Origin of the sequence: Paenibacillus hemerocallicola, assembly GCF_006265175.1 — a bacterium.
Classification (GTDB): Bacteria; Bacillota; Bacilli; order Paenibacillales; family NBRC-103111; genus Paenibacillus_AB; species Paenibacillus_AB hemerocallicola.
The window spans coordinates 95205-117941 of sequence record NZ_VDCQ01000023.1 but is presented as its reverse complement, the minus strand read 5'-3'; the positions used below and the strand labels follow the sequence as shown (position 1 = coordinate 117941).

Below are 22737 nucleotides of genomic sequence, written 5' to 3'. Positions count from 1 at the left end.
CCCTCGCTCCGCGCAGCCGACAGCGCTTGCTCCGCCTTCTCGCGCTCCGCTTCCAGCGCCGCCTTCAACGCTTCCTCGCTCTGACTCCGCGCCGCCGCCAACGTCTGCTGCGCCTTCTGACGCTCATCGTTCAGCAATTGCTCGGCTTTGCGCCGTTCTTCCTTCACGGCTTGCTCCGCCTTGCGCCGTTCCTCCTCGATCGCCTGCTTCGCTTTGCCGCGCTGCTCCTCAATCGTCTTCTTGTACGTTTCCTGCTGGGTAACGAGCTCCTGAAGCAGCTGCTCCTCCTGCTCCGCCATCTGCTCCGCCATCTGCTTCTGCTTCAGCTCGAAGCTTTCCACCTGCTGGCTGTTCGTAATCTCCAGCTGGCTGTACGACTCCCGCAATTGACCGTACGTTTCCTCCAGCTGAAGGTTCGCCGATTCCAATTTGCGGTTCGTCTCGTTAAGACGCAGCAGGTCATTCTCCAAAGCGCTGCCTTTAAGCTCTTGGCTTTTTACGGACTCCTCCAGCAAAAGGTTCGCTTCCAGCAGCTCGTCCGCCGACTCCTGCAGCTTCCCCAGCTCCCGGGCATGCTGTTCGGCAGACGCCGCCCGTCCCAGCCGTTCGGCCTCGAGCTCCCTTTCCGTGCGTCCCGCCTGCTCCCGACTGCGTTCGACTTCGTCGGAGAGCTCTTGTTCCCGCTCGCGGAACCGCGCCGCCTCCTGCTCGGACGACTCCTGTATCAGGCGCAAATTCTCCTCCAGCACGGTATAGCGCTCCCCGAGCTCCTTCGCATTTTGCAGCTGCTGCTGGACCTCATCGATTTGCGTCCGCATCTTGAAATATTCGTCCGCCATATTGACCGAAGCAAGCACGGCAAGGCGCGGCGTGTCCAGACGCGGAAACAGCTTGGCCGTTTGATGCATCTGCTCGTTGACGTACTCGGCGACCCTCTTCGTATATCCGGCGCTTGAAGCGCCCATCAGTTTATATTCCATTCCATATATGTCGACTGTGACTCGTATTTTATCTCCATTGCTCATATCTGCCCATCCTTTCCATTCCGTCTCACGGAACATGTCGTGGCTGGGTGGCTATGGCCCGAATCTACTCCAAAAAATGACGATAGCTGTCGAAAAACAACGACTAGTTTTTTTTGAAGATCCCGGAAACGACAAAGCCGGCCCATCGCCTATTACATTCGATGTGACCGGCCTTATTTCCTTCTACCTGCGCAACTCTGCGCCGAATGTTTGTTCAAGAGCCGTAACGACTTTGCCGTGAAGCTCGGCGACCTCGTCGTCGGTCAGCGTACGGTCCGGATGACGGTATACGAGCGTGAACGCCACGCTTTTCTTGCCGCCTCCCAGCCTCTCGCCCGTATATATATCGAACACTTCGATCGATTCGAGCAGCGAGCCTGCCGTTGCCTCGGCGGTGCTCCGGATGTTCCCGACAGGCACCCCGGCATCCACGACGACCGCCATATCGCGGCCGATGGCCGGATATTTCGGCAGCGGCTTGTATTCGATGCGGAATTCGGCTTGCTCGATCAGCGGCTCCAGCTCGATCTCGAGCACATACGTATCTTCCAGATCCTTGGCCTGCTGCAGTGCGGGGTGAAGCTGTCCGAGACGTCCGATCGGACTGGCGTCTATTGCGATGTTCGCGGTTCTGCCGGGATGGAACCCTTCTGGCTGAGCCGCCGAATATTGAACCCCGGCGATGCCTAGTACGGCCGTCAGCTTCTCGAACACGCCTTTCAAATCATAGAAATCCACCTTCTCCGCCTTGCCGCCCCAGTGCTCCGGCGAGCGTTTGCCGGTCCATACGATCCCGAGCATCAGCTTCTCCTGCGGAAGAGCGGTCAATTGCTCTTCGGACGATACGAACACCTTGCCGATTTCGAAGACGGCCACATCGTCCATATTGCGATTCCGATTGTACAAGGCCGTATCGAGCAAATGAGGCACGAGGCTCGTACGCAGCACGCTCCGCTCCTCGCTCATCGGCATCGACAGGGCGATCGGCTTCGCCGAGGGGTACATGCCGCGGAAACCGGCAATTTGCTCCGGATGGGTGAACGAGTACGTAACGACCTCATGCAGACCGCTTTCCGTCAGCAGACCGCGCAGCGTACGGCGAATCGACTGCTCCCGTGTCAAAGAACCGGGAGTCGTCGCTCCGAGTATCGGGGTGACCGGAATGTTGTCGTACCCGTACAGCCGTGCGATTTCCTCGATGACGTCGACGTCCCGCGTAATATCCCCGCGACGAAGCGGAACATGCACGTTCCATAGTCCGTCGCCCTTTTCCTCGAATTGGAAATGAAGCCGATTCAAGATGACCTTGATCTCGAGGGAAGACAGCTCCGTTCCGAGGTAACGGTTGATCTTCTCCAGCGAGATGGATACGGTAACGGGCTCCGCGTCGGAAGCGACGCTTTCCGCGATGCCGTCGCTTATTCCGCCTCCGGCCAGCTTGGCGATCAGCGATGCGGCGCGGTCCAATGCCGGAACTACGGCGTCCGCGTTCACTTCCTTCTCGAAACGCAAGGAAGCCTCCGAGCGCAGGCCGAGCTGACGGGACGCTTTGCGGACCGTACCGCCGTCGAACTTGGCGGATTCGAGCACGATCGTCGTCGTCTCGGACGTTACCTCCGAATTGGCGCCGCCCATGACGCCGGCCAAAGCGATCGGCTTTGCGCCATCGGCAATGACGAGCATTTGCGGCGACAACGTCCGTTCGGCGTCGTCGAGCGTGACGAGCTTCTCGCCTTCGCGGGCGAGCCGGACTTCGATGCGGCCGCCTTCCAGCCGATCGGCGTCGAACGCGTGCAGAGGCTGTCCGTATTCGAGCATGACGTAATTCGTCACGTCCACGATATTGTTGATCGGGCGCACGCCGGCGGCCATCAGCCTGCTCTGCAGCCAGAGCGGGGACGTACCGACTTTCACCCCGGATATGATTCTGGCCGAATAACGGCTGCATTGCTCGACGGCGCTAATATCGACGCGCAGCCGCTCCGCCGTTTTGGATTGCGACGGGTGCAGGCCGACTTCGTCGGTCGGCAGCAGCACGTCGCGGCCCAGGATGGCTGCGATCTCGTAAGCTACGCCGATCATGCTCAAGCAATCCGAACGATTCGGGGTCAAGTCGAGCTCCATGACCTCATCGCCTATACCGAGCACGTCGAGAATCGATGCGCCGATTTTCGCGTCCTCGGGCAGCTCGAGAATGCCCTCCTGCTGTTCTTTCGGCAGAAGCTTCTCGTTCAAGCCGAGCTCCTTCGCGGAACATATCATGCCCATCGACTCGACGCCGCGCAGCTTCGCCCGTTTGATTTGCAGACCGCCCGGCAGCTCGGCTCCCACAAGCGCTACCGGCACCTTCTGCCCGGCCGCCACGTTTTTCGCGCCGCAAACGATTTGCAGCTCTTCGCCTTGGCCCGCATCCACGGTACAAACGCTCAACTTGTCCGCGTCCGGATGCTTCTCCCGCGTTTTGACGAAGCCCACGACTACGCTCGTCACGCCTTTGTTCCGATTTTCCACGGTATCCACTTCGATGCCGCTGCGGGTCAGCTTCTCCGCCAGATCGGAGGCGGTATACCCTTTCAGGTCCACGTATTCCGACAACCATTGATAAGAGACCTTCACGTCCCGTTCACTTCCTTTCCTTTGATTAAATATGCGCGAACTGCTTCAAGAAACGAACGTCGTTCGTATAGAAATGGCGAATGTCGTCGATGCCGTACTTCAGCATGGCAATCCGTTCGACCCCCATCCCGAAGGCAAAGCCGCTATACTCGGCAGGGTCGTAACCGGACATTTCCAGCACGCGGGGATGCACCATGCCGGAGCCGAGAATTTCCAGCCATCCGGTATGCTTGCACGTCCGGCAGCCGCGTCCGCCGCACATCATACAGGAGACGTCGACCTCCGCGCTGGGCTCGGTGAAAGGGAAGAAGCTAGGACGCATGCGGATGCGCGCCTGCTTGCCGAACATTTCCTGCACGAACTGGAGCAGCGTTCCTTTCAGATCGCTCATGCGGATATGACGGTCGATAACGAGCCCCTCGATTTGCGTAAACACGTGCGAATGGGTCGCGTCGTCGTCGTCCCGGCGGTATACCCGGCCCGGGCAAATGATTTTGACCGGCACTTCGCCTTGCTTTTTCTCCATCGTCCGAACCTGCACCGGCGACGTATGCGTCCGCATCAGAAGCTCCTCGGTAATATAGAACGAATCCTGCATGTCCCGCGCCGGATGGTTTTTCGGCAAATTCAACGCTTCGAAGTTGTAGTAGTCCTTCTCCACTTCCGGTCCTTCGGCGATCGTATAACCCATGCCGATGAAAATATCTTCGATTTCCTGAATGACTTTGTTCAGCGGATGGACGGCTCCATGGGGGGCCGGGCGTCCGGGCAGCGTCACGTCGATCGTCTCCGCCTTGAGCCGGTTCTCCGTCTCGGCCTGCGCGTATCCGGCCTGCTTCGCCTCGATCACTTCTTCGATGGCGGCCCGCACGTCATTGGCGACTTGGCCTATGACCGGACGCTCTTCGGCGCTCAAGGCGCCCATGCCGCGCAATATTTCGGTAAGCGGTCCTTTTTTGCCCAAATATTTGACTCTCAGGTCGTTCAGCTGCTGGGCGTTCTCCACCCGTTCCAGCTCTTGCAGCGCCTCGTCCTTCAGCGCGAGCAATCGTTCTTGCATTTGGATTCCTCCTTTAATATATCCCCAAAAAGTGAAGAAGAGGTCCGGGGGTTATTCCTGATACTTTTCGGGGATCCCCGATGTTAGCCCCAAAAATCGAACGCAAAAAGGCACATCCATCCCTGGTAAGGGACGAATGTGCCGCGGTACCACCCTTGTTAAGACGTCCTGCCGCCAGCCGCGTCATCGCAAACGGATGAACGCGTCGATCCGCATTAGATAGGCGGACTTCGCAACAGCGAACGACGTCTTCGCTTTAACCGAGTTAACGGCTCGGACCGGTTCCCCCTACTTGCCGATTGGCGACAGGCGGGCTTGAGCCGGCTGCCGACGTTCGATCGGTTTCAAAGGACTGCTCGGGAGCGAACTTCGGCAGCCGGTTCCATTAGGAGCGCTCTCAATCTTCGGCGCTCCCTCCCTGTAAGGAGGCGCTGCGTACTCTTCTCCGTCGTCGCATTTCAATATTTAACACGTATTATATGCAATTTGGCGAAAAGTTGCAAGGACGGGCGCCGCGCCATGGCAATTGTGCGATCGCAGGGCAAGCATCGCCGTTTGGCTTAACGCTCATATGGGCGTCATGCAGCCGTTAATTAGCGCCTTCTGCAGGAAATAACGTTCAAATCGGTTATTGCTTAGGCTGGCTTGGTCCACCGAAGAGTAGCGGTAAGACAGAAATAAGGTTGAAACCGGCACTAAAGTCGGCCCGAAGTGGGGATACGACGCGGATAGTGCTGAAACCAACCTTATTTGTCGCACGGACGGATGAAATCCGGCTCGCCAAAGGAAATAAGGTTCAGATAGCATAGTCCGTGCTCATGTCCGCCCGTTCAGCAATTCGTTTTGGCGTCAAGCTCCCGACTATCCCTTCCCGGAACGCCCATATTTATCTTTACGCACGAACCGTTATCACCTAATATGAAGCTTGGCGGATTCGAAAGCGCGTACGACGCGGCGCGGCCCGCCGCGAGGGATACCCGAACAAACCGATGGATGCCATCCGGCACCGGAGTGGAGCGAACGACATGGGGAATAAATCTTTTTGGTATGTGGCCGGGCTTGTCATAGTCGCGGCGATTTGGGGTGCGAATTTCGGGATATCCCGGCTGGCGATGGATACGTTCGACCCCGCGCTTTTCACGTTTTTGCGTTTCGGACTGGCCGTGCCGTTCTTTTTCATCCTGTTGAAAATACGGGAAGGGAGCGTCGGCGTCTCGTTCAAAGCGGCGTTGCAGCTTATGGCGATCGGACTGTTCGGCATCACGGGCTTGGAAATAGCGGTCATGTATTCGATCAAGTATACGACGCTCGCCAACGCTTCGCTGTTGAATGTGGCCCCTTGGCCCATATTCGCAGCGCTGTTCGCCCCGTTGTTTTTTCGCGAAGCGATATCCAAAAGGCTGATAGCGGGCGGGATCGCCGCCATGGCCGGCGTCTCGATGGTCATTGTCGGCGGCGGCGAGGGCATCGATTTCTCGTCCCGGAATATGCTCGGCAATGTGCTTGCCTTTGCGGTCAGCATCATCGGAGCTCTGTTCAATCTCGCCTGCATGCCGCTGATGAAGCGGTATTCCGCTCTTAGGGTGAGCGCCTGGTTTATTTTGTTCGGCAGCTTGTTCCTGTTCCCGCTTACGCTCGGTTCGTGGGGAAAGGTCGATTGGACCGGCTTGACTGCGGCAAACGGGCTTGCGGTTGCTTATAATGTGGTCCTGTGCACGGTCGTCGCCTTTATCGTCTGGAATGTGTGCATGTACCGGATCGGCGCGGCCCGTTCCAATTTTTTCAGATACGTCGTTCCCGCCGCGGCGGTGGCGGCCGGTTATATGTTGTTCGACGAGCAGATCACGCTGTGGCAAGTCGTCGGTGCATTGTGCATGGCGGCAGGCTTGATCTGGATCACTCTCGAAAAGAAGCCGCACGTCTCTTGACGGAAAAGAAAAATGCCCGGTCGCTCATACGGACGCCCGGGCATTTTCATTCTGTTTAAAGAGCCTTGCGACTGTTCCTCGTCCGCTACTCGTTCATCCGCTTCAATACGTCGAAGGTAACATAGTAGCCTTGCGATGCTTCGTTTCTTTGCCGGATTACATATAGTCTTACAACGTGGTTCCCTTCCGGGAGGACGCCGGTATCGAACAGTTCCTGCTGCGCGATCGAAGTCGGGCTGTAGCCATCGACGGTAGTTCGGTATACGCCGTCCACGTAAATGTCGGCCTTTCCGTAATTGCTGCCGAGAGAGGCGTACAGCTTGGCACGGGATCCGTAGAACGGGATATCCGCATAAGCCCCGATCGCATTCGCCCGTCTCACCGTTCCGAGAAAGTAATTGCCGCCCGCAAGCTCCGTCCACGCACCCGAATACCCGACAGCGCTGTCGGTGTCGTCTATATCGTCAGGACTGACGATACGGATAACAGCCGAGCCTGCGGAAAGATTCCCCTCCGTGTCCGTCGCATATACGATATAAGTCCCGCTGGCAAAGCCGGAAGTATCCAGCATGCCGTATACGCCCGCGGTTACCGTGACGGATGACCCGTTAGCTGCGGCGGCGACCGTCTCGATCGCGAATCGGTTAGCCGGCGTAGCCGCAGGAACGAGAAAAAGCGTCCCATTCTTCGTACTCGTCGCCGTCACAGGCGCTCCTACCGATACGGGTCCGGCCGTTACATCGCTCAAGCCGGGGGACAGCTGATCCTCGCGAAGAACCTTCAGCACGTCATAGGTCGCATAGAAGCCTTGCGACGCGTCATTTCTCTGGCGAATAACTTTGACGCGAACCGTATGATTTCCCTCCGGAAGCAAACCGGTATCGAACATCATCTGCTGCGCCTGCGTCGAGGCGCTGTAATAGTCGATCGTGGACCGGTACACGCCATCGACATATATGTCCGCTTTGCCGTAGTTGCTCGCCATCGTCGCATACAGCTTCGCCTGTTTGCCATAGAACGGAATGTCCGCATAAGCGCCGCTTTCGTTGGACCTCTTCATGGTGCCGAGAAAGTAACCGCCGCCCGCAAGCTCGGTCCATGCGCCCGATACGGTCACGGCATATTCGGTATCGTCCACGACGGTTGCAAAGTCCGTTTCCGACAGCAACAGCACTTTAATTCCGGGAGAGATGTTGCCCGCTGTATCAACCGCATACAACGAGTAGATGCCTTCCGTCAGTCCTTCCGTATCCAGTCCCGCCGCGACACCGGCCTGCGCGGCCGCCATCGTTCCCCCGGGAGCGGTCCAGCCGCTCCCATAAGCCGCTTCGAATACGGTGCCGGTCATATAAGTCATGCCAGGCATCAGGTAAAGCGCCCCGTCCCGCGAGCTTGTCGCCTGGAGCGTATCTCCGATCCGGAGCGCTCTCGCAGACAGACCGGACAAAACCGGCGCCGTCAGAGGCGGTATGACCGCATATTCCATCGCGCCCGCATCCGGAGCCGTATCGCGCGCTCGGCCCTCGATATCGTCCGCAATCGATGGAAAAGCGCCGACCGCCGCATCGATCGCCGGACTATTTTCACTCAGCCTGTACAGACGGTCTGCGCCTTGAACGAGCAACGGATCCGTCACGTTGATTTCCGCAGAAGTTTTGCTTGCGCCAAGGATGGCCGACTGGTCCGCATACATGACATTTCCTTCCCAAGCTACTCCCGGTGTCGCTGCAGCCTCCTGAACGAGCCGCTTGGAGCTTCCGCTCGCAACAACCACATTATTGGCGATGACCGAATCTTCGGGAAGCTGCCGCCCCGTCTGATTCCCGTCCAAGGAAATCCACAAGCCTCTCGTATTGCCCACGAACGTATTGAAGGCGACCAGCGCCCGCTTCACCTGGTCATACGAGCCGTCCGAAGCGCCGCTGCCGACGACCAGCGCGGAACGGCTGCTGCTTCCGGCCAAATTCTCGAAATAGTTATTGAACACTTTGTGGTCCTCGCCATGGAGGCGGATGCCCCCGGTGTTCGTTTTCCCATTGCCGAGAAAATAGTTTCCGTAAGCCGAATTCCCGTTGCCCCGCCGAAATACGACGCTGCCGGCCGTTTCTGCGATGACGTTATGCCGGATCGTATTGCCTCCGCTTTTGACGGATACCATCTCCGCCTCTTCCCCGTCGCAGTTCTCGAACAGATTGTACTCCAGCGTCGCATAGGCATACGACCAATTGTTATGCGATCCGTTGCCGATCTTGACCGCTTCTCCGCCGTTGACGCCTATGACCCTCATATTCCGGAATCGGTTATGGTCGATCCGGTTGTAGACCGAGGAAGTGACGGAGCCTTTGATCGTGACGAACTGGCCGGGCTGGATTTTGTTCTCGAACAAATTATGGTCGACCCGATTGTAGCCGCCTTGATCGCCTTCGATAAGCAGCCATTCGACCGTGTTCGCCGCTTCGATCGACTCGTTCAACGAAAATACGCTGTTCGTGACGCGGCAATTGACGGTATGCAGCAAATAGACCGCTTTATTTCCCGCATTTCCGTTCGTTTGAAACTTCAAGCCGTCGATCGTCACATAACTCGAGCTTTCAATGAGAATCCACAAATCTCCGGAAATGACCGCTTTGCCTTTGTTTTGCGCCATGATCCGAATCGGCTCTGTTGCCGTTCCATGCTTGTTCAGCATATGAATGCGCTCATTCGCGGCGTAGGTTCCGTCCGCCAGAACAATCGTATCCCCAGCCGTCGCCTGAGCGATTGCATCGGCCAACTGTGCGGCGCTGCTAACATGAACGATCGTTTCCGCACGCGCTACGCTGCTCCATGGATAAGGCAGTACCGTTCCGAGAAGGATCAGAACAATTACGCCTTGGAATATTCGGCTTACCGTTGCTTTCAGGTTGGACATCGGCATACTCCTCTCGTCTATCGATCGCGTCCCAGTAACGGAATTGCTAGATCCGCAGACCGTGGCCGTATCGATACGTTTCGCTTACGTCGACCGGAAGCTTGCCCGTCGGACTATACTGCCCGAATACGGCCCGCAGCGAGCTGTCGATCGCCTCATTCGTACCGCCGTACATGCACAATCCGTTGCGCAGCGCATCCAATTCCCGAAGCACGTACGGGCTGCCGAACAACAGAACGATCATATCGGGCGCGATGCCCATAAGCTCCCGGATAAAGCCGATCTGCTCGCCTTGCAAGGTTCCGCTGCCGATCCGGTAGGACGATACCGTCGTAAACAGGCCAAGCAATACGGCATCATAGCCGCCGCGCCGAAGCGCTTCGCGCAACTCCCGCTTCTGCTCTTCGCCGGGACATTCGCACACGTCGTCGTGCAGCCGCGCCCGCACGCCGCGCCGGACCGCAGCAGCGCTTTATTTTTGCGCCTTCAGCTTCTCCTCTTCGGCCTGAATATTTTTAACGACCGTCTCTTCCGCCGTTCTCAAGAGCGAGTTAATGTCTCCGGCTCCGGTCAAATAGCCGTTGAACGCATTAAGCAGTCCGGTTCTCGCCAAATTATGGTGACGGGTAAACATGGAGGCGGCCAATTCCGCAGGATTCAGGGCAAATACAGCGCTTACATTCTTTCCTCCATAGAACGTGCTTTTCGCGGCAAAAGCTTTCGTTACTTTCTCGCTCTTCACGACAGGCTTCATCCGGGCTTGCTCGGACATCGTCAGCTGAAATTCCTCCGAGGCAAAGTAGGCGAGCGCCTGGAAAGCTTCTTCCTGATGCTTGCTGGTCGAGGTGACGAAGCCGAAGTAAGCGTACGGCATCGGACCCGTATTCGGAGCGTCGGCAAACGTCGGGTAAGGCGTCAAATCCCAATTCGCCACGGCCTCCAGACTGGACGGCGCACGCAGATTGGAGGACAGGAACATCGCCAGCGTCAAATCTTTGTTGAAGCGGGCCAATGTTTTCGCCGCGGTGGCGTCGGAGGCCGTCTTGATCTCGGAGCCGGGAAAATCGTAAAACCGTTTAAACGACTGCAGGTACGCTTTCCAACGGTCGTCGGTATTGAACGCCGGCTTCAGACCGGAAGCGTCGAGCAAAGGCAGCGATCTTTGGTTCATATGGATGAGCACCGCCGTATCGGGCAGAAACCCGTAATATTGCACGCCTCCTTCCTGCCGGGTCAGCTTCTGCGACAAGGCGTATACTTCGTCCCAGGTCAGCTGCTTGGACGGATAAGGCACCCCGAACTTGTCGAACAAGTCTTTGTTGTAGTAGATCGGAGCGCCCCCGGCGTACAACGGCAGCCCGTAGAGCTTGCCGTCTGACACCGTTTTGGCCAGCTTCTCGTAAGCCGGCTGCAGTTGGGACAGGTCGTATTTGGTTTTCACGGCCAAAGGCGTGACGTCCAGCTGCAAGTTGTACTGGGTCAGCTGCGTATTGGCATCCCCGTTCGAACCGACGAGAATATCGGGGATGTTATTGCTCGCTACCATCTGATCCAGCTTCTCGGTTGCCGGCACGACTTTGATCGTAATATGCGGGTGCTTGGCCTTGAGCGGCTTGAAGAAAAACTCCTCGAACTCCTCCGGGCTGAAAATTCCGCTTATATTGTACAGCTTCAGCTCCACCGGCGTTTTCGGCTCGTCCTTCTGCACTGGCGGCTCCTCCGCTTTGTTCGTCGTCCCCATTGCGCAGCCTGCAAGAAGAACCATAGCCGCGACCAGCCCATAAGTCGCAAACCTTTTGCTCCGAACTTCCATATTCATGCCCCCTGATTGATTATATGAAATCGCTTACAATCATCGATTAGTCGGACTCGCCCAGCCGCATGTAGTATCGAACGGATGGAACGACCTTGTCGAATCCCGCTTTCTCGTAAGCCCTGCGAGCCGGGATATGAGCCTCGTCCCCGCCCGTCACGACCGCAGCTACCGTCATTCCCCGCTCCTTCATCTTCTCCAGAACGAAACGGTACATGGCCGATGCAATTCCCCTGCCCTGGTAAGCCGGGTCCACCGCATTGTCCCAAATCACCCCGCACTTCTGCTCCGTATCTACACGATAGCCGATAAAGGCCGCGACGTCTCCCCCGATTTCCACCACGTATACGGATACTCCGTTTCCATTGCGGCAAGAGCTGAGGATGGAACGCTTCTTGCGCTCCTGCCAGCCCTCATGGACCGTATGAAAAATGTCGGGACCCATCGCCTGCAAATATCCATTATATACAGGTGTCCATGCGGCGACCGTTATCGCCATCACCCGCTCCAAATCGTTCTCGGTCCATTCCCTGATCCGCATAAGCACTCCCCCGTCGTTGTTTGCTATAACCGGAACGCCGCATCCGGGCGAGTCGCCCGGAGGACCGTACGCATACCGGCTCTCCGACGCCCTGCAGCCCTGCGGCAATCCGCGCTTCATTCGGCATACTCCCGAAACCCGAAGGAAGCATGCTCGACACGGCCTTTCTGGAAAACGACAGCTATGTTGCCGGGATCCCGCAGCAATTCGATGCGCTCCGACGGATCGCCCGCCAGGCAGACGATATCCGCCTGCTTGCCAGCCTCCAGCGATCCGACGCGATGATCGATCGCGTACGCCCTCGCCGTATGCAGCGTGCCGACGGCTATCGCCGCAAGCGGAGTCAACCCGCATTCGACTAGTTCGGCGAGCTCGACCGCAGTCGATTCTCCGAGCTTCCAGATCGCCCCGGGACCCGGACCGTGGCTGCCCAAAGCGATAGGAACGCCTTTCGCGATGGCGCTGCGCACGCCTGCACGGTGAACATCGTGGGAAGCTTCTTTTTTGTCCAGCACCCCCGCCCGGAACGCCGCCATATTAAGCCGGCTCGTAATTCTTAATGTAGGAATATACCACGTACCCCGCTCGGCCATTTTCGCGACAGCGGCATCGTCCATAAAGCAGCCGTGCATAATCCGGTCCGCTCCGGCTTCGATGGCCCGATCGAGCCCGGGCTGACTATGGGCGTGGATGTTCACCTTCAATCCCCAGGCATGCGCTTCGTCGACGAGCGCATTCAGCTCTTCGGCGGTATAGCTCAGCGTATGGACGCCTTCGCCGTCCGCCGTGTCGACGAACCCGCCCGTCGCCGCTGTCTTGATGAAATCGGCTCCCGCCTCGGCCGTCTCGCGCACGGCCCGGCGAATCTCCCATGGTCCGTCGGCGGTACGCCCGCGATTGTGTCCGTTCGTCGCGTTCACGACATGGCCGACGAGAAGGCGCGAGCAGCCTCGCAAAATTCCTTTCTCCACCGCATCCCGCAGACCGGCGGCCGGCGGTTTACCCGGCGAGATGCCATTGAACGTCGCAATCGTCGTTACACCGTACCGAAGATACGCCTGCAGCGCCTGTACGGTGCCCAACGCACCGGAGAAGCCGGAATCCCCGTCGATCAAGCCCGGCATGACCGTCAGCTTCGACGCGTCGATGACGATCGCGTCGTCGTGCGCGGGCAATCCGCCTCCGGCTCCGACATACCGAATGACTCCTTCGCGGATCAGCACCGCCGCATTGTTAAGCGGCTCTCTCCCCGTGCCGTCGATTACTTTGCCGGCATGAATGACATAGTCCGGACGCCGCCTGCTCATAACGGCTTGATCTCGTCCTCGTCGCGAATGGAGAAATAATCGCGGTATGCGTTGCCGGCATACTCCACCTTCCCTTTCAGGAACACGAGCGAGACGCGGTTCTGATCCTGCAGTTGCTCGATATCTTCAAGAGGATTGCCCTGCACGCACAGTATATCCGCCTGCTTGCCCGCTTCCAGGGAACCGACGCGATGATCGATGCGGTACGCCTTCGCCGTCTGCAGCGTGCTGGCGCAAATCGCTTGCAGCGGGGTCATGCCGCAGTTGACCAATTCAGCCACCTCGAATACGGAATTTTCTCCGTACAGCCACGTGTAGCGGGTACCGGGACCGTCCGAGCCCATCGCCACCTTCCCGCCCAGCTTGACGGCCAGCTTTACCCCCTCGCGATGAACGTCCGTGCACGCCTCCATCTCCGCGCGCATCCATGGACGATCTACCCAAGCGGCGATGTTCCGCGGATGGGTCACTTTCAAAGTCGGGATGTACCAGATTCCTTTCTCGACCATTTTCTCGACTGCCGCCGCATCGATCTGACAACCGTGATAGATGATGTCCGCTCCCGCCTTGATGGCCCGATCCAGACCCGGCTGCGTATGCACGTGCACCCCGACGATTTTGCCCCAGGCGTGCGTCTCATCTACTAAAGCGTTCATTTCCTCCTGGGTGTAGTTCGGCGAGCTCATCGATTCATTCTCGTACCAGAAGCCTCCGGACGCCGCCGTCTTAATAAACTCCGCGCCCTGCTCCAGCATCTCGCGGACCGCCTTGCGAACTTCCCACGGACCGTCGGCGAGCCGCCCCTTGTTATGGCCGTGCGTGCAATTGACCGCATGCCCGACGACAAGCTGCGCGCATCCGCGCAATTCGCCTCTTTCGATCATATCGCGCGTCGGCAGCGTCGGATTTCCTTGTCTGTTGCCGTGAAACGAAATAGCCGTCGTAATGCCGTACTGCACATAACAGCGCAGTTTCTTGACAGCGCCCAACGAACCGCTGATGCCGTTATGTCCGTCGATCAAGCCCGGCATCACGGTCAGATCGGGCGCGTCGATGATTTGTACGCCCTCCGGCGCCGGAGCCCGCTCTTTGGGGCCGACATATACAATCTTTCCTTCGCTGATCAGAACCGATGCTTTCTCCATGGGAGCTTTCCCTGTGCCGTCGATTACTCTTGCCGCGTGAATCAAATAAGTTGGCGCTTTTGCCATTTGTTTCCCCTCCGTTTATAGGTTCGTTATCTGAAGCAACTGCCGTCGCCCGCCTGGGAAGACGCCGGTTGCGATCATTTGCGGTACGCGCCGCGGACCGGTTCGCGAAAGTACTGCGGCTCTGATTATTGCAGACGTCCGCGGAAAGTACCTCCCACGTATTCGAGCCGGCCGTGGCGGAACACGAGCGCCACCCGCTCCTGCTCCCGCAGCAGCTCGATCCGTTGCAGCGGATTGCCGCGAATGCAGAGCACGTCGGCCTGCTTGCCCGGGGACAGCGACCCTAGCCGGCCGTCCAGACGGAAGGCGCGGGCGGTTTGCAGCGTGCCCGCGGAGATCGCCTGCAGCGGCGACAGCCCGCAGCGTACAAGCTCGGCCAGCTCGAAGGCGGTCGTCTCTCCGCTGTGCGGCCAAACGCTTTTCAAGCCCGGACCATGGCTGCCCAGCGCTATTCCGACGCCATTCCGTATCGCCCGGCGAACGGCTGCGCGATGCGCGGGCTGAGCTTCCGACATGCTTGCATATACGGAAGGCTCGTCGGAGAAGCCGGATACGTTGCGCGCGCTCGTGACGCGCAGCGTAGGCATATACGTCGCGCCCCGCCGGGCCATGCGATCGATGGCCGCCGGATCCGCGAAGCAGCCGTGAACGATCAGATCGGCCCCGGCTTCGATCGAGCGGTCCAGACCGGGCTGCGTATGCGCATGGATGACGACGGGAAGCCCCCAACTGTGCGCTTCGTCTGCGAGCGCCTCCAGCTCCTCCCGGGTATAGGTCCGGTGCCGGACATCCGTGAAGCTTCCCGTAGCGGCGGCTTTGATAAAATCCGCTCCCGCCTCGGCAGCCCTGTGAACCGCGCGCCGGATCTCCCAAGGACCATCCGCCGTCTCTCCGCGCTGGAAGGCGTTCGAGCCGTTCACGATATAGCCGACGACGAGGCTCGCACATCCCGGCAGTTCCCCTCTGCGGATAGCTTCACGAAGCGGAATGGCCGGGGCTCTGCCCGCCGCATTGCCGAGAAAGGTGGCAACCGTCGTTACTCCGTGTTCCAGGTAACCTTTAAGCGCAGACACCGAGCTCATCTCGCCCGTCAGTCCGTTGTGCCCGTCGATCAAGCCGGGAAGCGCAGTCATCTCCTCCGCGTCCATGACGACCGCATCCCCGGCGGGCGGCGCCTCCCGCCGGGGACCCGCATAGCGGATGCGGCCCTGCTCGATCAGAATGGAGGCGTCGGCTATCTCCGCCCTTCCGGTACCGTCTATGAGCCGTCCTACTTGGAGCAGATAGGACGTCATCCCCCGACTCATGGGTCGCATCTCCAGTTAAGCGCCATTTCGCTTACCGTGGCGTCGCCCATATGCCGCAGCGCGGACATCAGCTCCCGAACCCGCCGTTCGGATTCCGGATAATGCTTATGAATGCGGACCGCGACGGCCGCAAGCTCGTCAGACGTACATGCGTCCATATCGAGCAGCCAGTCCCCGATGCCGTAATCGTGGAGCATTTCTTTCTTGCGGCCGGATTCGGACAGAGGATGATGGATGACCGGAGTTCCGGCAGTCAGAGCAAGCAAGGCCGAGTGAAGCTCCATGCTGACGAGCATGCGCATCCTCCTATACATGGAACGGGCTTGCCCGGCATTCCAGAAATCGTCCATGTAGACGCAGTGCTCCCGGATTTCCTCGGACAGGATGCCCCATAACGCTTCCCGCGACATGTTGATCGAAGCCGTGGTCTCGTGACAGATCAGCACCTTCATGCCGGTCTCCGCTATCCATCGTTCCAAAAACTCTTTATTCTTGCGCATATGTCCGGCAATCCGTCCGGCACTTACCGAGCTTGTCAGCGGATCGCCGGAGCCCGGCGCCGGGTCGGGGATGCGCAGCATCAGACCGATGAAGCCTTTATCCTTCAATCCGTGCGCCTCCATGAAGCTCTCCGCCCAAGGCTCGTCATCGCCTTCGAAGTACAGGCAATTGTCGGGCCGCACTCCGGAGCTCCGGTTCAATAGGCCATGCTGCTGCAAATGCCGCAGAGAATCGGAATCCCGGCAGTACAGGAATCGGGCATCTCCGAACAACGGCCTGTATAGAAGCGGAATCGGCCAATCCAGCGCTTCGAACGACAAGGGACTGAATCCGTACGGCACATTGGCCGCGCGGGCTATGAGCATCGGCATCATCATCGGAAGTATGGCTTTCCATAGATTGCGTACTCCGAGGCGACCGTAGCTGAGCGACGTTGAGGAGTTGTATACCGCGAAGCCGGCATCGGCGATCGCCATCGCAATCTCCGGCTTGTTCCGCCGCAATTCTTCCAACAGTTCCAAAGGCAATCGCTCAAGCAGATCATGGGCGATATAGGCGCTTTCCCGCTCGCCAAGACGGCCCTTCTCAAAATTTTCCAGTGCGAGCCTTCCCCATCGCTGTACAAAAGACCGCCAGGCGTCGCATCCCGCTTCGTTGTCTTGAAGCATCCGGCGAAATACGTTCGGATGAACCGTGCTGTTCGGCGAAAACTGCCGCAAATACGTCCCGACTTGAGGATAATCGCGATGCGACTCGACCTGATAGGCCATAACGTGTACGGGCACTCCGGGCTTTTGCCGATGAACGGTGCTCAGAAGTCCGGGCATAATGCTCGTATCTCCGACATGGTGAAAGCTCCAGGCATACGCCGCGAACAAATGCTTCTCCATCCACATGCTCCTTATATCAATATCCGGCTATGGCGCTTGCGCATCGACAGCCCGAAGATAACGGCCGCCGCCAAGCTGCATGCGCCCAATGCCGCGAAGACGGTGCCATACCCGAAATATTCGGCGCCCGCGCCGCCCAGCAAAGCGCCGATGATCCGTCCCGCCCCGTTCAGGACGATAAAGTTCATCATTTGGCCGCTCACCTTCAGCTCGGCGCGGATATGCTCATGCACATAACGAGCGATGCACATATAGACGAGGATAAACGTTCCCCCGTGAAGCAGAGAAAGGAACAACAGCGTGTAAGGATTGAGCCAGCATGCGTACAGCAGCCAGCGCAGGGCATGGAGCATGCCGGCAATCAGGAGCAGCCGGTTCATACCGAGCCGCGCGTGCAGCTTGTCGAAATAGATCGTGACCGGAAGCTGGCTTAACGAGCCCGCCGTAATCGTCAATCCGAGCCATTCCATGGAAATCCCTTGTCTGACGGTGTATATCGCATGAAATGAAATGTAGAAGCCGAGCGCCGTACCGAGCACGAGTACGTAAGCGTACAGGCGGCGCAAGGACCGACTGCGCAGCACCTCCCAGAACGGGATGATCCGTCTGTCGCGCTGGCGGCCTTCCACCTCAGTCAGGCGAGTGCAGCATAACCAGGCTGCGACCGTCAGCAAGCTGTACAAAAGAAACATGGCGGTCGTACTGCGGGCAATCAGACTGCCGGCCACCACCGACATAACCGCGAATCCGAACACTCCCCCCGTCCGAACGACAGAGAACCGGAACCGGTGTCTGGCGGCCAATTCCAGCGTTATAGCGTCGCTGAGCGGATTGATAGCCGATTGAAACGAAAAGAATAGGCACAGGACGATGGCCAGCAGCCAGAACCGGCTTCCCGACAGCGGAATCAACCAAACCGCAGCAGCGGTCGCCAATAGGCATATGTACAAAATCCGATTTTTCACCTTCGCCCTGTCGCCGATGGTGCCCCATAGCGGAGTAGCAGCGACTCCGACCAAAGAGGACAGCGCCGTCAACATACCGATTCCTGCAGCCCCGATGCCCAACTCCGCATAAAACAAAGGCAAATACGAGATGAACGCGGCCGTCGCCATAAAAATCAGCGCATAATAGGCCGAAGTGAAGCAGAGCGGCTTATCGGCTTTTGTACCCCAATCTTTTATCCGCTCATACAAGCGAGAGCAGCCCCCCTCAAAAACATATTTAAAGCAAAAGTTGAACCCCCGTATTATATTGCTTTGTTTTGATTTTTTTCAGTTGTAGTATATCCCCGTTCGTCAAACGGTGTCAATGGTTTTTTTCGAGCGGGATTGAGAGGTTTCGGACTAAAATCAAGTGATTTTATTACGAATATCACGCCTTCAAGCTCGCACACCCACATTTCGCGCAATGTTTCAATCATGCTCTTTAAAATCAAAACAAAGTAGAATGAGGTATATTACTGTTTTCGAATTTGTTGCATGTCGACAAGCCAACTAAAGTACGGTAAAATGAGAAAAACGTCTGAATCGTTAATAAAGCACTCTGCTTTAAAACGATGCCGCTATTTTGCCGCATCCGCATTCATCGTCATGGAGGTTCTTCTCGTTGATTACCAAACAAAAACGCACGGTATCCCGCAGCAAGCTCGAGCAGATGATCGATACGTTACGCAAAGAAATCGTGTCGGGCCTTCGGAAATCGGGCGACTTCCTGCCTTCCGAGCTGGCTTTGTGCGAACACTACAATCTAAGCAACTTCACGGTACGCAAGGGACTCGATGTGCTGGTTGCCGAGGGGCTGATCGAGAAAGTGCCCCGCATCGGCACCAGAGTCGCCGCTTCCGCCGGGACCGAGACGGCTACGATCCGTTTGGGCTATTATCCGACGGTAAGAAACACGATGCATTTGCCCGAGCTGGTCGAACAATTTGCCCGAAGCCATCCGGGCATTCAGGTGCAGCCCGTGGAGATGCGGCTGCCTTACTCTCTAGATAAGCACGAAGTCGAGCTGCTTACGGAGAGCTACGATATTATGATGTTGAATCTGCCTCATTTCGAACGATTGATGAAAGGGGCCGGCGAAGGCGGGGAAGGTGGCATATTGGAGCCCATCGAGCCGGTTGAAGAGGTTTTTCCATTTTTGCACGCTCCGTTCGCGCATGGTGGGAAGCAGTACGCGCAGCCGGTCGTTTATTCTCCGGTCATCCTGTGCTACAACAAGGACCATTTCCGCGAGCTGAACGTGGCGGAGCCCGACAGCGGCTGGACCTGGCATGACATCAAGGAAGCCGCCATCCGTCTGTCGCAAGGCAAGGACCGGCTCGGTCTCTATTTCCATGTGACCTCGGACAATCGGTGGCCGCTGTTTCTGGTGCAAAACGGAGTTTCCTTCGAACGGAACGAACAGGGGCGCTACCATTTCCGCGACCCGAAATTCATCGAAAGCATGCGGGGCATGATGGAAATTATCGGGGATCAAAGCTTCTTCCCGTCCTTTCTGGCCGACGATGAACGGGACGAATGCCGGCTGCTGTTGAATCAAAAAGTATCGATGGTGCTTACCACCTATGATCGTCTGCACCTGCTGAGCGATTCGCCCTTTGCCTACGACATCGCTCCGATTCCTTATCTGAAGGAGCCGCGAACGCTGCTCCACGTCATATCGCTCGGCATCAGCGCGAAGTCGAGGCACAAGGAGGCCGCACAGGCTTTTATCCGCCATATGCTTTCCTATGAGGCGCAGCGCAGCATCCGCAACCATACGCTGCGCATCCCCGCGCTGAAGCAAGCTGCGACGGACGAACCGGCGGAGGAGGGACTTTTCCCCGGACGTCCTCCGCATTATGCGATGCATCGGGATATTATCCCTACCTACCGCTACTACACGGATTTGAACATGCCGTATGACGACATGGCCGTAGTCTGCAACGAAATGAAGTTTTACTGGTCCCGAATGGACGATCTGGAGACCGTCCTGCAGCGGCTCGAGGAGAAGCTGTAAGGCGGGGCGCAATTGTTCGCAAAACAAAAAAACGGCTGTTCCCGAGGCGCCAAGCCTGGGAGCAGCCGTTTCACATGTTTTAATAAAGCGACAAGGCGAGCGAATCTTCTTCCCTGAAGCTGTGCAGGATCGCTTCCCCGCCGTCGATCTCGATGCTGATGAGCGATGCCAAACATTTTTTCATCGCCGATTTGCCGGTTGCGAATTTCGTCTCCAACGTTTCCAGCAATAACTTGAACGATTTTTGGGACGTTGCGTTTATGACGTACACCGGTACCAGCTTGTTCTGAAAATGGATCAATGTTTTCATGCGAAATCCCCCCTCGTGTAACGTTCCGGAAAAGCCAAGCCTCGCGAGCAAGCCTGCGACGGGACCCTTTCCGGCCGAAAGTCCGCTTTCAACCGCGTATATCGCATTATGCGAAAAGACTGTATTCAATATTCCATTGATTTTGGAAATATTTTATACCACGAATATTAAAGTTACCTTAAAAAAGTGTAACACAAATGTGAAAATGTGAAAATAATAAAAATTTCGATTTACGACTCCCGGCTTGACAGCCCCCAACCCCCGATATCGTGAAAGTACATCGAAGCAAGGGACGACGATTCATTGCCCGCGAACAGAATTCGGCCAGGCGACGATCGACGCGATCATAAGCCGTTTGAACGAGGGGTCGCCCGTTCCGGCTTCACGGCCGACCATGAACTGATCCTCCGGCAATCGACCGGAGCAGCGCCTGATTGGCTTCTGCATTGAAATTTATACTTGAAATTATTTTTTACGCGAGTAAAATAATAGCTGTACTCATCATGAAGGAGAGGTCGAACGATGGCCCTCCACTTATTTTGCACTAATTATTACTCGAGTAAATAAAGGGGAGGAATGAAACATGAACGACATGCCGCTGGACATTCCGGCACTGACCGAGCAATTCGAGGAGGATGGCTATTTGCTGCTGCGGGGCGCACTGTCCGAGGCGAAGGTTGCGGAGCTGAACGCCGCCATCGACCGCATTATCGCCGGGGAGCCGAAATCGCTCGCCTACAACGTATACAACAGCGTCGAACGCGATCCGTCCATTTTGTCGCTGATCGATCATCCGTCGCTGCTGCCTCTCATGGTCAACCTGGTGGGCTACAACATCCAGCTGCACATTTCCCATCTGACCGTTCGCGAGCCGAATCCCGACGACGCGAAGACGGAGACGAGCAGCTTCATCAATTGGCACCAGGACGGTCCTCACCCGCAGTTTCCGAAGATCGGCGGGCTGACCGCCCCATATTACGTGAAAATTTGCTACATTTTGAGCGACATGTCGGAGCCGGACCGCGGCAATACGAAGATCATTCCGGGCAGCCACCGGAAGCCCGGTTTCCACCCGGTGCAAACCGATGTTAGCGTCCCGCTCGAAGGCGAGCTGCAAATATGCGGCAAGCCGGGCGACGCGTTCATATTCCCGCAAAATCTATGGCATGCGGGCTCCCGCAACCGTTCCTCGTTCACGCGCCGCCAGCTGTTCATCGGCTACAGTCCGCTCTGGATTCGCCCGATCGATTACCACCGAACTTCGCAGGCTCTGCTCGAAGGAGCCGACCCGATCCGCCGGCAGCTGCTCGGCGATATCAGCGACAATTGCTTCAAATATTACGTGCCGGAATCGTCCATGGTTCCTCTGAAAAAATTTTGGCTCGGCGGAAGCGCGGCGCAGACCGCATATGCTCACTAACGGACGTGAACCGCTCCAAATAGCGCCCGCCTGCGCGATCCATCGTGTATAATACTTCTATTGCCCGCTCACGCGTCAGGGATGGTGCCCATGTCCGATTTGCCGCTTCCGTATGCTCAAGGTTTCCTGCTCTCGCTCTCCCTCTGCTTCGATTTGGGGATGGTCAATGCGGCCATCATCAAAACCGGCATCGAAAAAGGGCTGAAGCCGTCGTTCGCGATCGGCTTCGGCTCCTGCTTCGGCGACCTGCTGTATATGTCGCTGGCCCTGCTCGGCGTCGGCGCCGTATTCGAGCTCGCCGCGGCAAAATGGGTGTTGTGGATTGCCGGTACGGTGACACTGCTCTTCCTCGCGTTCAAAATGATCCGCGAAACGTGGCGGCTCAAAGCCCTCGTTGGCGGACCCGCGGCAGCCACGGCAGCCGGTATAAGTTTGCCGCGCCATTTTCTGATCGGACTCGGACTGTCCATGGCGTCGCCTACCGCCATCGCCTGGTTCGCGCTCGTCGCCGGACCGATCGTCGCCGGCATGAACATCGGGCACGATGTTCCCGGTCTCCTCGTCTTCGCCGCCGGCTTCTTCTCCGCCGGCTTGCTCTGGTCGTTCGGCGCGGCCTGGATCAGCAGCGTGTCCGGCTCGTGGGCCGGACCGCAGCTCGTCCGCGCGCTCTCGTTCTGCTCCGCGCTGCTGTTTCTTTATTTTGCCGCCAAGGTGTTTTGGGACGGGTGGAACGAACTATTCCGCAGCGGCGCCATGTGAGCGGATAATCCATGTTTTTTGCGGGTGATGTCCATATGTTTCGGCCGTTGCCGGGAGTACACTTACTTATGATACGCCTCTCCCGCCCGACCATCCGTCGGCAAACGCCCGAGCAAGCGGAAAGGACAAACCCGA

17 protein-coding genes are annotated in these 22737 nt (G+C 57.6%); 4 read left to right on the top strand and 13 right to left on the bottom strand.

What is annotated here, in order from left to right; all coding sequences use genetic code 11:
- The 3 genes from FE784_RS17710 to pheS all read right to left on the bottom strand — a co-directional run.
- Positions 1-1025: cell division protein ZapA (locus FE784_RS17710; RefSeq protein WP_484217484.1), on the bottom strand; the 1025-nt coding region annotated here is incomplete at its 3' end.
- Between the two features lie 183 nt (positions 1026-1208).
- Positions 1209-3641, bottom strand: coding sequence for a phenylalanine--tRNA ligase subunit beta (gene pheT, locus FE784_RS17705; RefSeq protein ID WP_139603556.1), 2433 nt, complete (start codon positions 3639-3641; stop codon positions 1209-1211).
- Positions 3642-3666: 25 nt separating this feature from the next.
- On the bottom strand, positions 3667-4701 hold the full coding sequence (gene pheS / locus FE784_RS17700; RefSeq protein ID WP_139603555.1) for a phenylalanine--tRNA ligase subunit alpha: 1035 nt from the start codon (positions 4699-4701) through the stop codon (positions 3667-3669).
- A 1025-nt stretch (positions 4702-5726) separates the two neighbouring features.
- Between pheS and FE784_RS17695 the strand changes: the two genes are divergently transcribed.
- A complete protein-coding gene (locus FE784_RS17695; RefSeq protein WP_139603554.1) occupies positions 5727-6629 on the top strand; it encodes a DMT family transporter in 903 nt (300 codons plus the stop codon).
- A gap of 85 nt (positions 6630-6714) precedes the next feature.
- Here FE784_RS17695 and FE784_RS17690 read toward each other — a convergent pair whose 3' ends face one another.
- The 9 genes from FE784_RS17690 to FE784_RS17650 all read right to left on the bottom strand — a co-directional run bounded on the left by FE784_RS17690 (position 6715) and on the right by FE784_RS17650 (position 18306).
- Positions 6715-9540 carry a polysaccharide lyase 6 family protein gene (locus tag FE784_RS17690; RefSeq protein ID WP_176706313.1) on the bottom strand — a complete coding sequence of 942 codons (2826 nt, stop codon included), beginning with the start codon at positions 9538-9540 and terminating at the stop codon, positions 6715-6717.
- A gap of 46 nt (positions 9541-9586) precedes the next feature.
- Positions 9587-9988 (bottom strand): glycoside hydrolase family 3 protein, encoded by a 402-nt coding sequence (locus FE784_RS17685; RefSeq protein WP_139603552.1) that lies wholly within the window; start codon positions 9986-9988, stop codon positions 9587-9589.
- A 24-nt stretch (positions 9989-10012) separates the two neighbouring features.
- Positions 10013-11353, bottom strand: a complete 1341-nt coding sequence (locus FE784_RS17680) for an ABC transporter substrate-binding protein (protein ID WP_176706312.1) — start codon at positions 11351-11353, stop codon at positions 10013-10015.
- A 46-nt stretch (positions 11354-11399) separates the two neighbouring features.
- The gene (locus tag FE784_RS17675) at positions 11400-12014 is read right to left on the bottom strand and encodes a GNAT family N-acetyltransferase (RefSeq protein ID WP_139603550.1); all 615 of its coding nucleotides are present in this window, start codon (positions 12012-12014) and stop codon (positions 11400-11402) included.
- The gene (locus tag FE784_RS17670; RefSeq protein WP_139603549.1) at positions 12011-13201 is read right to left on the bottom strand and encodes an amidohydrolase family protein; all 1191 of its coding nucleotides are present in this window, start codon (positions 13199-13201) and stop codon (positions 12011-12013) included. The genes FE784_RS17675 and FE784_RS17670 overlap by 4 nt, the downstream gene beginning before the upstream one ends.
- Positions 13198-14412, bottom strand: coding sequence for an amidohydrolase family protein (locus tag FE784_RS17665; RefSeq protein WP_139603548.1), 1215 nt, complete (start codon positions 14410-14412; stop codon positions 13198-13200). Before FE784_RS17665 ends, FE784_RS17670 begins: the two co-directional genes overlap by 4 nt.
- 125 nt (positions 14413-14537) lie before the next feature.
- Complete coding sequence (locus FE784_RS17660; RefSeq protein ID WP_176706311.1) at positions 14538-15719, bottom strand: amidohydrolase family protein; 1182 nt, start codon at positions 15717-15719, stop codon at positions 14538-14540.
- The gene (locus tag FE784_RS17655; protein WP_176706310.1) at positions 15716-17110 is read right to left on the bottom strand and encodes a polysaccharide pyruvyl transferase family protein; all 1395 of its coding nucleotides are present in this window, start codon (positions 17108-17110) and stop codon (positions 15716-15718) included. Before FE784_RS17655 ends, FE784_RS17660 begins: the two co-directional genes overlap by 4 nt.
- 11 nt (positions 17111-17121) lie before the next feature.
- Positions 17122-18306: an MFS transporter gene (locus FE784_RS17650; RefSeq protein ID WP_139603545.1), complete on the bottom strand. Its 1185-nt coding sequence runs from the start codon at positions 18304-18306 to the stop codon at positions 17122-17124.
- A gap of 412 nt (positions 18307-18718) precedes the next feature.
- On the opposite strand from FE784_RS17650, the gene FE784_RS17645 reads away from it, so the two are divergent.
- The gene (locus FE784_RS17645) at positions 18719-20113 is read left to right on the top strand and encodes an extracellular solute-binding protein (RefSeq protein ID WP_139603544.1); all 1395 of its coding nucleotides are present in this window, start codon (positions 18719-18721) and stop codon (positions 20111-20113) included.
- A gap of 79 nt (positions 20114-20192) precedes the next feature.
- Here FE784_RS17645 and FE784_RS17640 read toward each other — a convergent pair whose 3' ends face one another.
- A complete protein-coding gene (locus FE784_RS17640) occupies positions 20193-20423 on the bottom strand; it encodes a hypothetical protein (protein WP_139603543.1) in 231 nt (76 codons plus the stop codon).
- A 583-nt stretch (positions 20424-21006) separates the two neighbouring features.
- Between FE784_RS17640 and FE784_RS17635 the strand changes: the two genes are divergently transcribed.
- Positions 21007-21843 (top strand): phytanoyl-CoA dioxygenase family protein, encoded by an 837-nt coding sequence (locus tag FE784_RS17635; RefSeq protein ID WP_139603542.1) that lies wholly within the window; start codon positions 21007-21009, stop codon positions 21841-21843.
- A gap of 90 nt (positions 21844-21933) precedes the next feature.
- A complete protein-coding gene (locus FE784_RS17630) occupies positions 21934-22602 on the top strand; it encodes a LysE family translocator (RefSeq protein ID WP_139603541.1) in 669 nt (222 codons plus the stop codon).
- Positions 22603-22737 lie beyond the last annotated feature (135 nt).